This is a genomic window from Paraburkholderia sabiae (genome assembly GCF_030412785.1).
In the GTDB taxonomy this organism is placed as follows: domain Bacteria; phylum Pseudomonadota; class Gammaproteobacteria; order Burkholderiales; family Burkholderiaceae; genus Paraburkholderia; species Paraburkholderia sabiae.
The window spans coordinates 5,947,535-5,960,112 of sequence record NZ_CP125295.1; the positions used below are offsets into that span (position 1 = coordinate 5,947,535).

The 12,578-nt window shown below is 63.4% G+C and carries 12 protein-coding genes; 8 read left to right on the top strand and 4 right to left on the bottom strand.

All coding sequences use genetic code 11. From position 1 onward, the window contains the following. Window positions 1-60: 60 nt before the first annotated feature. From tgt to secF, 4 genes are all read left to right on the top strand, one after another. The gene (gene tgt, locus QEN71_RS26640; protein ID WP_201649022.1) at window positions 61-1,269 is read left to right on the top strand and encodes a tRNA guanosine(34) transglycosylase Tgt; all 1,209 of its coding nucleotides are present in this window, start codon (window positions 61-63) and stop codon (window positions 1,267-1,269) included. Between the two features lie 192 nt (window positions 1,270-1,461). Further along, entirely contained in the window at window positions 1,462-1,791 is a 330-nt protein-coding gene (yajC, locus tag QEN71_RS26645) for a preprotein translocase subunit YajC (RefSeq protein WP_028371880.1), read from the top strand. 121 nt (window positions 1,792-1,912) lie between these two features. Continuing rightward, complete coding sequence (gene secD, locus QEN71_RS26650; RefSeq protein WP_201649023.1) at window positions 1,913-3,958, top strand: protein translocase subunit SecD; 2,046 nt, start codon at window positions 1,913-1,915, stop codon at window positions 3,956-3,958. A gap of 18 nt (window positions 3,959-3,976) precedes the next feature. Continuing rightward, the gene (gene secF, locus QEN71_RS26655; protein WP_201649024.1) at window positions 3,977-4,927 is read left to right on the top strand and encodes a protein translocase subunit SecF; all 951 of its coding nucleotides are present in this window, start codon (window positions 3,977-3,979) and stop codon (window positions 4,925-4,927) included. 113 nt (window positions 4,928-5,040) lie between these two features. On the opposite strand, the gene QEN71_RS26660 is transcribed toward secF, so the two are convergent. From QEN71_RS26660 to QEN71_RS26675, 4 genes are all read right to left on the bottom strand, one after another. Further along, window positions 5,041-6,318 carry an MFS transporter gene (locus QEN71_RS26660; protein WP_201649025.1) on the bottom strand — a complete coding sequence of 426 codons (1,278 nt, stop codon included), beginning with the start codon at window positions 6,316-6,318 and terminating at the stop codon, window positions 5,041-5,043. 267 nt (window positions 6,319-6,585) lie between these two features. Beyond that, on the bottom strand, window positions 6,586-7,155 hold the full coding sequence (locus QEN71_RS26665) for a YceI family protein (RefSeq protein WP_201649348.1): 570 nt from the start codon (window positions 7,153-7,155) through the stop codon (window positions 6,586-6,588). Between the two features lie 52 nt (window positions 7,156-7,207). After that, window positions 7,208-7,771, bottom strand: a complete 564-nt coding sequence (locus QEN71_RS26670) for a YceI family protein (RefSeq protein WP_201649026.1) — start codon at window positions 7,769-7,771, stop codon at window positions 7,208-7,210. An 8-nt stretch (window positions 7,772-7,779) separates the two neighbouring features. Next, window positions 7,780-8,352 carry a cytochrome b gene (locus QEN71_RS26675; RefSeq protein ID WP_201649027.1) on the bottom strand — a complete coding sequence of 191 codons (573 nt, stop codon included), beginning with the start codon at window positions 8,350-8,352 and terminating at the stop codon, window positions 7,780-7,782. A gap of 412 nt (window positions 8,353-8,764) precedes the next feature. On the opposite strand from QEN71_RS26675, the gene QEN71_RS26680 reads away from it, so the two are divergent. The 4 genes from QEN71_RS26680 to QEN71_RS26695 are packed head-to-tail and all read left to right on the top strand — an operon-like array spanning window position 8,765 to window position 12,515. After that, window positions 8,765-9,511 (top strand): paraquat-inducible protein A, encoded by a 747-nt coding sequence (locus QEN71_RS26680; RefSeq protein ID WP_201649028.1) that lies wholly within the window; start codon window positions 8,765-8,767, stop codon window positions 9,509-9,511. 7 nt (window positions 9,512-9,518) lie between these two features. Then, complete coding sequence (locus QEN71_RS26685) at window positions 9,519-10,190, top strand: paraquat-inducible protein A (protein ID WP_201649029.1); 672 nt, start codon at window positions 9,519-9,521, stop codon at window positions 10,188-10,190. Continuing rightward, window positions 10,183-11,817, top strand: a complete 1,635-nt coding sequence (locus QEN71_RS26690) for a PqiB family protein (RefSeq protein WP_201649030.1) — start codon at window positions 10,183-10,185, stop codon at window positions 11,815-11,817. Before QEN71_RS26685 ends, QEN71_RS26690 begins: the two co-directional genes overlap by 8 nt. Then, the gene (locus tag QEN71_RS26695) at window positions 11,814-12,515 is read left to right on the top strand and encodes a PqiC family protein (protein WP_201649031.1); all 702 of its coding nucleotides are present in this window, start codon (window positions 11,814-11,816) and stop codon (window positions 12,513-12,515) included. The genes QEN71_RS26690 and QEN71_RS26695 overlap by 4 nt, the downstream gene beginning before the upstream one ends. The last annotated feature ends 63 nt before the right edge of the window (window positions 12,516-12,578 follow it).

Genomic DNA, 12,578 nt, shown 5'->3' on the forward strand with positions numbered 1-12,578 from the left:
TCTGGTCGCGTTTAACACCATGCGCCGGACTGTTCTCCGGTTGCACAGGAGCATCAAAAGATGACCAATGGTCACAACAACGCCGCACGCGCCGACGGCGCCTACCTCGGCGACCACGTTCGCCCCGACAACGGCCTCAAATTCGAGCTGCTGAAAACCGACGGCCTCGCGCGCCGCGGCCGCCTGACGCTCAATCACGGCGTCGTCGAAACGCCGATCTTCCAACCCGTCGGCACGTACGGCACGGTCAAGGCGATCCAGCCGCGCGAACTCGAAGAAATCCGCGCGCAGATCATTCTCGGCAACACGTTTCACCTCTGGCTGCGTCCCGGTCTGGAAACGATCGCGGCGCACGGCGGCCTGCACGGCTTTATGGGCTGGAAGCGGCCGATCCTCACGGATTCGGGCGGCTTTCAGGTCTTCTCGCTCGGCGATCTGCGCAAGATCACCGAAGACGGCGTGACGTTCGCATCGCCGATCAACGGCGACAAGCTGTTTCTGTCGCCGGAAGTGTCGATGCAGATCCAGAAGGTGCTGAACTCGGACATCGTGATGCAGTTCGACGAATGCACGCCCTACGCGACCAACGGCGTACCGACCTCGCACAAGGAAGCTGCCGATTCGATGCGCATGTCGATGCGCTGGGCCAAGCGCTCGATCGACGAATTCAACAAGCTCGGCAATCCGAACGCGCTGTTCGGCATCGTCCAGGGTGGCATGTTCGAGGATCTGCGCGACGAGTCGCTCGCGGGGCTGTCGGAGATCGGCTTCCACGGGCTCGCGATCGGCGGGCTGTCCGTCGGCGAGCCGAAGGAAGACATGATGCGCGTGCTGAACCATATCGGTCCGAAGCTGCCCGCCGACATGCCGCACTACCTGATGGGCGTCGGCACGCCGGAAGACCTCGTGGCGGGCGTCGCGGCGGGCGTCGACATGTTCGACTGCGTGATGCCGACCCGCAACGCGCGCAACGGCTGGCTCTTCACGCGTTTCGGCGACATCAAGATCCGCAACGCGACGCACAAGAACTCGATGCGCCCGCTCGACGAGCAATGCGGCTGCTACACCTGCCGCAACTTCACGCGCGGCTATCTGCACCATCTGCATCGCGTCGGCGAAATTCTAGGCGCGCAGCTAAACACGATCCACAACCTGCACTACTACCTCGAACTGATGCAGGAAATGCGCGACGCCATCGACGCGCAGATGTTCGGCGCGTTCCGCAAGCAGTTTCACGAGAATCGCGCACGCGGGACGGATCAGGCTTGAACGCGGCCTCGGCAGGCTCGTGAAAAAGCGAACCTCCCACATAGCGCGTCAGACATTACAATTAACTTTCGGAAAGCACCTTGAACGGCCTGACACGCAGTCAGGAAAACCCGTTCCCGGTGCCGTCCCGCAAATGGCCGGTGGTAGAATAACCGGCTGATTTTTTTCGATTGTTATAACGGAGAGACCAACGTGTCGTTCATTACCGATGCCTTCGCGCAAGGCAGTGCAGCAGGTGGCGCCGAATCGAGCCTGATGAGCTTCCTGCCGCTGATTCTGATGTTCGCGGTGCTGTATTTCATCATGATTCGCCCGCAAATGAAGCGCCAGAAGGAACACCGCAACATGCTCTCGGCCATGGCGAAGGGCGATGAAGTGGTGACGAACGGCGGCATCGTCGGCAAGGTGACGAAGGTCGGCGAAGCCTACGTTGGCGTCGAAATCGCTGAAGGCACCGAAATCACCGTGCAGAAGGCCTCCGTCACGACCATTCTGCCGAAGGGCACCCTGAAGTCGCTGTAAGGCCTGCTCTCTTGCGTCCGGCGCGGCCTCGCGCCGAGCGGAACCTCCAACCGGCTCTTCCGCTCGCCGCGCTCATCGCCGGACGCATCGCTTTCAAGCCAACCTCCCGTTGGACCACCCCATGAATCGTTACCCCCTCTGGAAGTATGCCGTGATGCTGGTGGCGCTCGTCATCGGCCTCGTGTACACGCTGCCCAATTTCTTCGGCGAAGCGCCGGCGGTGCAGGTGTCGAGCGGCAAGGCAACGGTGAAGCTCGATTCGACCACGTTGTCGCAGGTCGAAGCGGCGCTCGCCTCCAGCCAGATCAAGCCCGACGACGTCACGTTCGACAACTCGACGCAAAACGCGAACATCCGCGTGCGTCTGAAGGACACCGACACGCAGCTGCGCGTCAAGGATCTGCTGCAAAAGGCGCTCAACAGCGACCCGAGCGATCCGCAGTTCATCGTTGCGCTGAACCTGCAAAGCGCGTCGCCGCACTGGCTGACCGCGCTGCACGCGCTGCCCATGTACCTCGGTCTCGATCTGCGCGGCGGCGTGCACTTCCTGCTGCAGGTCGACATGGCGGGCGCGCTCAACAAGAAGCTGGACTCCGACGCATCCGATGCGCGCACGCTGCTGCGTGACAAGGGCATCCGTGACGGCGGTGTGAACCGCACGGGCCAGACGGTCGTCGTCAATTTCGCCGATCAGGACGTCGCGGAAACGGCGCGCAAGCAACTGGCAACCGGCGTGGCCGAACTCCAGTGGGCGACGCAGCCGAATCCGGCGGGCGGCTTCCAGGTGGTGGGCACGTTCACGCCCGCCGTGCAGAAGACGGTGGAAGACGCGGCGCTCAAGCAGAACATCACGACGCTGCATAACCGCGTCAACGAACTCGGCGTGGCCGAGCCGGTGATCCAGCAGCAAGGCTCCGACCGCATCGTCGTCGAACTGCCGGGCGTGCAGGATACGGCGAAGGCGAAGGACATCATCGGCCGCACGGCGACGCTCGAAGCGCGCCTCGCCGATCCGAACGGCCTGCATCCGAATCCGTCCGACCCCGTTCCCGCCGGCGACGAACTCTTCACGCAAGGCAACGCCGTGCCCGTGCTGCTGCGCAAGGCCGTGATCTTCACGGGCGACCGCATCATCGACGCGTCGGCGGGCTTCGACGAGCATCAGCGTCCGTCCGTCAACATCCGTCTCGACTCGGCCGGCGGCCGCGCGGTGCGCAGCGTGTCGCGCGACAACATCGGCAAGCCGATGGCGATGGTGCTGTTCGAAAAAGGCAAGGGCGAAGTGCTAACGGTCGCGACGATCCAGTCGGAACTGGGCGACCGCTTCCAGATCACCGGCCAGCCGACGCCGCAAGCCGCAACCGATCTCGCGCTGCTGCTGCGCGCCGGCTCGCTCGCCGCGCCGATGGACATCATCGAAGAACGCACGATCGGCCCGAGCCTCGGCGCCGACAACATCAAGAAGGGCTTCCACTCGGTCGTGTGGGGCTTCGCGGCAATTGCCGTCTTCATGATCGCGTACTACATGCTGTTCGGCCTGATCTCGATGATCGCGCTGTCGGTGAACCTGCTGCTGCTGATCGCCGTGCTGTCGATGCTGCAGGCCACGCTGACCTTGCCGGGCATCGCCGCTATCGCGCTGGCGCTCGGTATGGCCATCGACGCGAACGTGCTGATCAACGAGCGCGTGCGTGAAGAACTGCGCAACGGCGCGCCGCCGCAACTGGCCATCCAGAACGGCTACGCGCATGCATGGGCGACGATTCTCGACTCGAACGTGACGACGCTGATCGCCGGTCTCGCGCTGCTCGCGTTCGGCTCCGGCCCGGTGCGCGGCTTTGCCGTCGTGCACTGTATCGGCATCATGACGTCGATGTTCTCGGCCGTGTTCTTCTCGCGCGGTCTTGTGAACGTGTGGTACGGCGGCAAGAAGAAGCTGCAATCGCTCGCGATCGGCCAGGTGTGGAAGCCCGCTGCCGCCGATGGCGCCACGGCTTACCTCGACAACGCCGACCAGCAGACCGACACGGCTGCACAGATCGCCGCGACCAAGGCGCCGAAGCCCAAGGCCAAGGCTCAGGCGGGCGCGCAAGCCCGCGCTGGCAAACCGACGCTGCGCAATCGCAACGCGCCGGGTGGCACGAACAAGCCGGGTTCGACCCGCTGAGTCCCGGAGAAAGAGAACATGGAATTTTTCCGCATCCGTAAAGACATTCCGTTCATGCAGCGCGCGTTGGTGTTCAACGCGATCTCGCTGCTGACGTTCATCGCCGCCGTGTTTTTCCTGCTGCATCGCGGGCTGCATCTGTCCGTCGAGTTCACGGGCGGTACCGTGATCGAAGTGCAGTATCCCGGCGCCGTGCCGCTCGAACCCGTGCGCGAAACGCTGACGAAGATCGGCTACGGCGACGCTCAGGTGCAGAACTTCGGCACCTCACGCGACGTGCTGATCCGTCTGCCGCTCAAGCAGGGTTTGACGTCTGCGCAACAGAGCGATCAGGTGATGGCCTCGCTGAAAGGCCAGGACGCGGACGCGAAGCTGCAACGCGTCGAGTTCGTCGGTCCGCAGGTCGGCAAGGAACTCGCCACCGACGGCCTGCTCGCGCTCGCGTGCGTGGTCGCGGGCATCGTGATCTATCTGTCGTTCCGCTTCGAATGGAAGTACGCCGTTGCGGGCGTGATCGCGAACTTGCACGACGTCGTGATCATTCTCGGCTTCTTCGCGTTCTTCCAGTGGGAGTTCTCGCTCTCCGTGCTGGCTGCCGTGCTGGCCGTGCTCGGTTACTCGGTGAACGAATCCGTGGTTATCTTCGACCGGATTCGCGAGACCTTCCGCCGCGAACGCAAGATGAGCGTGATCGAAGTGATCAACCACGCAATCACGAGCACGATGTCGCGTACGATCATCACGCACGGCTGTACGCAGATGATGGTGCTGTCGATGTTCCTGTTCGGCGGCCCGACGCTGCACTACTTCGCACTCGCGCTGACGGTCGGTATTCTGTTCGGTATCTACTCGTCGGTGTTCGTCGCGGCGGCGCTGGCGATGTGGTTCGGCGTGAAGCGCGAAGATCTGCTGAAGGACAAGAAGGAACGTCACGATCCGAACGATCCGAACGCAGGCGCGCAGGTTTGATCGCTAGCGTCTGATTCTGCTCGGAAGCACGCAGGCAAAAAAAGGCCGGTTCAATCGAACCGGCCTTTGTCGTTTACCGACCCGTTTTAGCGACCTTTTACCGCCCCGCTCGTTTAGCGGAAACCGAGCTTCCGGCGCGCCGCAATCAGCGCGGTCACGCTCACCACGGCCGCGAGCATCAGATAGAAGCCCGGCGCGATTTTCGAACCCGTCGCGTCGATCAGCCACGCGATGATGAACGGCCCGAAGCCGCCGAAGATCGTCACCGCGATGTTATAGGCGAGCGACATGCCCGTTGTGCGCGTCTGCACCGGGAAGATTTCCGACAGCAAACCCGGCAACGCGCCGAAGTAGCCCGTCATCAGGATACCGAGCAGGATCTGCATCGCCAGCAGCGTGCCGAACGTCGGATGCGCGACGAGATATGAAAACGCCGGGCAGATCAGCAGAAACAGCAGCACGGCCGGCACGAGCATGATGCGCACGCGACCGTGACGATCGGACAGATGCCCGATGATCGGCGAAAACACCAGCTGGATGATGCCGACCAGCGAAATCGCCGTGAACGCGACAGACGGCGCGAGCTTCAGCTGCTTGATCGCGTAAGTCGGCATAAAGAGCACAAGATAGGTCGCCACCGTGCCGAGCACGACGATGCCCATGCCGATAAAAAGCCGCGTCTTCTGGCTCGCGAACGTATCGCGGATCGGCGTCTGCGTGGTTTCGGCGGCGAGGAATTCAGGCGTTTCGTCAAGCTTCGTGCGGATGTACCACGCAACAGGCCCGATCAGCAGCCCGAAGAAGAACGGCACGCGCCAGCCCCATGTGTTCAGTTGCTCGGGCGACAGCTGGCTCGTCAGCACCGCGCCGAAGATCGCGGCGAGCAGCGTCGTGATGCCCTGGCTCGCGATCTGCCAGCTGGCGAAATAGCCGCGCCGTCCCGGCACGTGCTCCGCGAGAAAAGCCGTCGCGCTGCCGAATTCACCGCCCGCCGAGAAGCCCTGCATCAGACGCGCGACGACGAGAATCAGCGGCGCCGCGAGGCCGATCGACTGATACGTCGGCAGCACGGCGATGATCAGCGTGCCTGCCATCATCAACAAAATGGACAGCGTCAGCGCGGCCTTGCGCCCTGCCCGGTCCGCATACGCGCCGAGCACGATCGCGCCCAGCGGCCGCATGAAGAACGATACACCGAACGTGCCGAGCGTCAGCAGCAGCGACACGGTATCGTTGCCTGCCGGAAAAAACAGCTTCGAAATAACGACGGCAAAAAAGCCGTAGACGACGAGGTCGAACCATTCCAGCGCATTGCCGATCGACGCGGCCACCACCGTGCGCCACGTATCGGAACGTCTTTGCGCCGTGCTCGCGGCTATCGTTGAACTCATTGCGGATCTCCAGGGGCGCGCGGGTAGTCGCGCGGTTAGTCGTTATAGTGACGATCGGCGTGAAGCTCACGCGAGGGCGTCCGGTCCTTGTCCTGTCGCCGGATTCGATGCGCGCACAACCGATCCGGCGTTTGTCGTCCACTATGGACCAAAAATTAATTCTGTACGAGCGGTGAAAGCGCCAGGTTCTGGCGCCAATAAAAAACCGCTTCGTCGCATGGCGAACGAAGCGGTTTTGGCAAGTGCAGCGACTCGCGCCGGCAAGGCTTACTGTTTGATGCCCTCGGCCTGAATGTGCAGCACCGTCTTCATGCTGAAACCGTATTTCGTGCCGAAGTCCATGCCGAAGTCCGAGCGATTGAATTCGCCCGTCGCCTCGACGCCGCACACCTCGCGCTTGAGCACGGGATGCTGAATGCATTTGAACGACTCGATCTTCAGATTCACCGGCTTCGTGACGCCTTTCATCGTCAGCTGGCCGTCGACGGCAACGGGTGTGTCGCCGTCGAACTTAATCGCCGTGCCCTTGTAGTTCGCCGTCGGATATTTCGCGACGTCGAAGAAATCGGGCGAACGCAGATGCTCGTCGAGCTTGGTATTGCCGATCTGCACCGACGACATGTCGACGTTCACTTCGACCGTGCCCGTCTTCGCCGCGCGGTCGAGCGTCACCGTGCCCGAACTCTTCGTGAACTTGCCGCGCCACGTCGACACGCCGCCCATGTGATCCGCCTCGAAACTCGGATAGGTGTGAGCGGGATCGAGCTGATAGGTATCGGCGGCAAATGCGCCCGCCGCCATCGACGACGCCAGCGCGCCGGCCACAATCAAAAGCATCGGTTTCAATTCATTCTCCTTTTCTGTCTGCCTGACTGCTACAAACCGCGGATCACTTGCTCGCGGCGACGATATGGAACTTGATCGTCACGTCGTCCGCGACCACCGACGTGTCCTTCCATTCGCCCGTGCCGATATCGAACTGCGAACGCTTGACAGTCACCGCGCCGTCATAGACCTGCGCAGCGCCCTGCTTCGTCACCGTGACGGGCACGACGACCGTCTGCGACTTGCCCTTCATGGTCAGCTTGCCCGTCACCTTGAACTGGTTGTTGCCCGCGGGCGCAATCGCGCTGGAAACGAAGGTTGCAGTCGGGAATGTCTTCGAATCGAACCATTCCTTGCCGCGCACCTGCTCGTTATAGCTTTCGTCGCCGAGATCGTAGCTCGACGTATCGACGGTAACCTGCGCGGTGCCCGCCGCCGGTTTTGCAGGATCGAACGCGATCTGCGCGGTGAACTTGTTGAACTTGCCTTCGACGGGCACGTTCATCTGTTTCGAGATCGCCGTGACCGTGCTCTTGCCCATGTCGACCTGCGCGAACGCGCCGCCCGACGCAACCAGCGACGCAGCCGCAAACGCGGCGAGCATGTAGCGATAAAACGATGCCTTCATGTTTGTCCTTATTTGAGGAACGGGATCATGCGCGACAGCAGGCCGTCGCGATCGAGAATCTGATGCTTGAGCGCCGCGACGACATGCAGCGCGACGAGCACGAGCAGCGTGTAGTTGAGCGTGATGTGAACGGCCTTCAGCACTTCCTTGAGATGCGGATCGGGCGCGATCAGACGCGGCAGCGGCACGAGGCCAAGATAGACGACGGGCACGTTGGCCGCCGAGCTGTACAGATAGCCCGACACGGGAATCGCGACCATCAGCACGTACAGCAGGAAGTGCGTCAGATGCGCGACGCCGCGCTGCCACGCGGGCATGTGCGAAGGCATCGGCGGCACGGTGTGCGTCGCGCGCCAGAGAATGCGGATGATGACCAGCGCGAACACCGTCACGCCGATCCACTTATGCCACGAGAAGTACTTGAGCTTGGTCGGCGTGAAGCCGGGGATGTCCGTCATCACCCAGCCGAGCGAGAAACCGCAGACGATCAGAAGCGCGATGAGCCAGTGCAGCGCGATGGCTGTCGATGTATACGACGAGCCGCGATCGGAGAACGAACGAAACGAAGAGGTGTGTGCCATGACAGAACCGACGTCGATATAAACGTTAAACGACCCGGACGATGCCCTTATTCCGCTCGCATCCGGCATCGGCGCCAACGGCTTGCGCGGCGCTCATCGTACCGCAAGCGGCGGCAATCGGCTGACGCCTTTGCGCGCGGCCCGGAAATTGCTGTTGCCGATCGAACGCTCGTGCGCCGGATCCGTCAGACAAGGCCTACGCCCCGTACGACAAGCGCCTCATCCGCCGACAGGGCTTACGGGCGCCTACCTGTAAGACGTTACCGTAGCGAGCTTTGATACTATTGCGCCAGGCCGCGCCGCGCATGCGCTCTCAACATGCATGAAGCGCTGCGCAGATCGCAGTAATAGTCCGTAATACGCCGACGACCAACACGACGACAACATCGCTTCCCGATTCCCGATCGCCTGCATGGAACATGACCATCTGATTGCCTGTCACGAGTGCGACGCGCTGTTCCAGAAACCGCGCCTTGGACGCGGACGCATCGCGCGCTGCCAGCGATGCGGCGCGATGCTGTACTGGAGCGCATCGGGCCGGCTGGACGGCATCACGGCCATGACGGTCGCCGCGCTGATCACGTTTCTGATCGCGCAGGGTTTCCCGATCGTTGAACTGGAAACCAACGGCATTACCTCGCAGACCAGTCTGCTCGGCGCCATCGTCGCGCTGTGGGACGAGGAGATGCAGATCGTCGCGATCATGGTGTTCTGCTCGACCGTGCTCTTCCCGCTCACCGAGCTGCTCGCGCTGCTCTATCTGCTGATCCCGATTCGCGCGGGCGTCGTGCCGCCGTTCTTCAACGCCGTGCTGCGCGCGATCCAGTTCGTGCGGCCGTGGGGCATGATCGAAGTGTTCATGCTCGGCGTGCTCGTGACGATGGTGAAAATGGTGAGTCTCGCGCGCGTGATTCCCGAAGCCGCGATGTTCGCGTTCGGCGCGCTCACCTTGATGTTCGTCGTGGTCGTCACGTTCGATCCGCGCACGTTGTGGGACGTCGCCGAAGGGCTCGGCGTGCTGCAGGCGCGACGCGAGCGGCATGCACGCGAAGAAGAAGAGCGGGAAGCGCGCGCTCACGACCGGCATGACGGCCGTGGTGACGATAACGGCGCGAACGCGCCCGATGTCGATGGTCCCACCGCGCCGCATCGGGGATAACAGGCCGATGAAATACATCACGGCCTCGCGCGCCGGTCTGATCGCCTGTCACGCGTGTTCGCGCGTGCAGCCGCGCGTGCGCGCGAAAGATCCGCAAATCTGCACGCGCTGCGGCGCGATCATGCACCGGCGCAATCCCGACAGCCTGATGCGCACCTGGGCGCTGCTGATCGCCGCTGCCGTGCTCTACATTCCCGCGAACCTGCTGCCCGTGATGCACACGTCGTCGCTGCTCGGCGCGGAGGACGACACGATCATGAGTGGCGTCGTCTACTTCTGGACCTCGGGCGACTGGCCGCTCGCGATGATCGTGTTCATCGCCAGTATTCTTGTGCCGATGCTCAAGCTGTCCGTGCTCGCGCTGCTGACCATCACGGCGCAGCGCCGCTCGACGTGGCGGCCGCTCGAACGCACGAAGCTGTACCGGATCGTCGAGCGCATCGGACGCTGGTCGATGCTCGACATCTTCGTCATCACGCTGACGGTCGCGCTGGTGCGCTTCAAGTCGCTCGCTGTTATTACTGCCGGACCGGGCGCGCTCGCGTTCGGCTCCGTCGTGATTCTCACGATGATCGCCTCGATGCAATTCGATCCGCGCCTGATCTGGGACGACGCGGACAACGACCATGGCGGCGCCGCTGGACAGGCCGCCAAACCTCAGGACCCGAAACATGAATAGCCCCAAAGAGCCGACGCCGCCTTCCGGTGCGCCGAACAATGAGCCGCCCGAGCCCGAGATCGTCACGAAACGGGGCTGGCTGCCTTCGCTCGTCTGGGTGATTCCGCTGATCGCGGCGCTGATCGGCGTCGGTCTCGTCGTGAAGTCGGTGCTCGAGAAAGGGCCGACCATCAACATCACCTTCGTCAGCGCGGAGGGCCTGGAGCCGGGCAAGACCAAGGTCAAGTACAAGGACGTCGACATCGGCTTCGTGAAGTCGATCAAGCTCGCGAAGAATCACTCGCGCGTGAACGTCGAAGTGCAGCTGACGAAGGAAGCCGAAGACTTCGCGGTGAAGGACAGCCGCTTCTGGGTCGTGCGTCCGCGTATCGGCGCGAGCGGCGTGTCGGGACTCGGCACGTTGCTGTCGGGTGCGTACATCGGCGTCGACGGCGGACGCTCGACGGAAACGCAGACGCAGTTCGTCGGCCTCGAATCGCCGCCCGCTGTCACCGTCGACCAGAAAGGCCGCCAGTTCACTCTGCGCGGCGAATCGCTCGGTTCGATCGATATCGGCTCGCCCGTGTTCTACCGGCGCGTGCAGGTCGGCCAGGTGACGGGCTTCTCGCTCGACAAGGACGGCACGGGCGTCACGCTGCAGGTGTTCGTCAGCGCGCCGTTCGACCAGTACGTCGGCACGAACTCGCGCTGGTGGCATGCAAGCGGCGTCGACGTGCGGCTCGATTCGAGCGGCTTCAAGCTGAACACGCAGTCGCTCGCGACGGTGATCGTCGGCGGGCTGGCGTTCCAGTCGCCGCCCGGACAGGCCGTCGGCGTGCAGGCGCCGAACAATATGACGTTCCGCCTCGGTTCCGACGAAGCCGACGCGATGCGCGAGCCTGACGGCGAGCCCGTGCGCGTCGTGATGAACTTCAACCAGTCGCTGCGCGGACTGTCGGTCGGCGCGCCCGTCGATTTCCGCGGCATCGTGCTCGGTCAGGTGACCAACATCGGCGTCGAGTTCGATCCGCAGACGAAGAACTTCAACATGCCCGTCACGATGGATCTCTACCCCGACCGCCTGCGCCGCCGCTCGCGCGGTCAGCCGGTGCCGGAGTCGGGTACGGACGAAAGCCACCGGATGCTGCTCGCGCTCGTCAATCACGGCCTGCGCGGCCAGTTGCGCACGGGCAATCTTCTGACGGGCCAGCTGTACGTTGCGATCGATCTGTTCCCGAAAGCGCCGAAAGCGACCGTCGACATCTCGCGCGATCCGATCGAGCTGCCGACCATTCCGAACTCGCTCGACGAACTGCAGCTGCAGATCGCCGATATCGCGAAGAAGCTCGATCAGGTGCCGTTCGATCAGATCGGCAACAACCTGAACACTGCGCTGAAGAACGCCGACCATCTGTTCTCGCAGCTCGACAAGGAAGTGCTGCCTCAGGCGCGCGACACGCTGGCGGCGGCGAAGCAGACCTTCGGCTCGGCGGAAGCGACGCTGCAGCAGGACTCGCCGCTGCAATCCGACGTGCACCAGGCGCTGCAAGAATTGACGCGCACGCTGCAATCGCTGAACGCGCTGTCGGACTATCTCGAACGCCACCCCGAATCGCTGCTGCGCGGTAAATCAGGAGACAAGCCATGACGTTTGCACGCGTCCCTCGAACGATGCGCGGCGCGCTTTCTGTTGTATTGCTGGCCGCGCTGGCCGCATGTGCGTCGCCGCCGAGCCACTTCTACACGCTCTCGGCCGGCGACCAGTCGGCCGATGCCGCGCGCACCGCGAGCAACCCGGCGTTCCTGATCGAAGTGCCGCCCGTCGACGTGCCGCCGCAAGTCGCGAAGAACCAGTTCGTCGTGCAGACGGGGCCGACCCAGGTCCAGGTGCTCGAACAGGAACGCTGGGCGTCGCTGCCGGGCGATGAAATCCGCCGTGCGCTGTCGAGTTCGCTCACGCAGCAGCTTGGCACGATCGACGTGTACGGCTCGCCGTATCCGGATCGCGTGCCCGTCTATCGTGTCAGCGTGAACGTGCAGCGCTTCGAGTCGTGGCCCGGCTCGCGCGCGCAGATCGACGCCGTGTGGAGCGTGCGCGCGGTGCGCACGCAGGCCGTGCTGACTTGCCGCAGTTCAGTCAGCGAACCCGTTTCGGGCGGTTACGACGCAATCGCCGATGGGCATCGGCGCGCGGTGCAGCAGATTTCGACGGAGATTGCGGCGGCCGTGCGCAATCTGGCAGCGGCGCCGGCGCGCGGCGTGGCCGTGACCTGTCCTGCTTCGACGACGGGCCCGGCAGCGGCGCCCAGCGCGGCGTCGGCATCGAGCGCAGGAACGAAGGGCTGATTCCGCCGCAAGGCTCAACGAGGCGACCGCGTACAATGTCGCCTTAATCAACGCCTTTGCGGC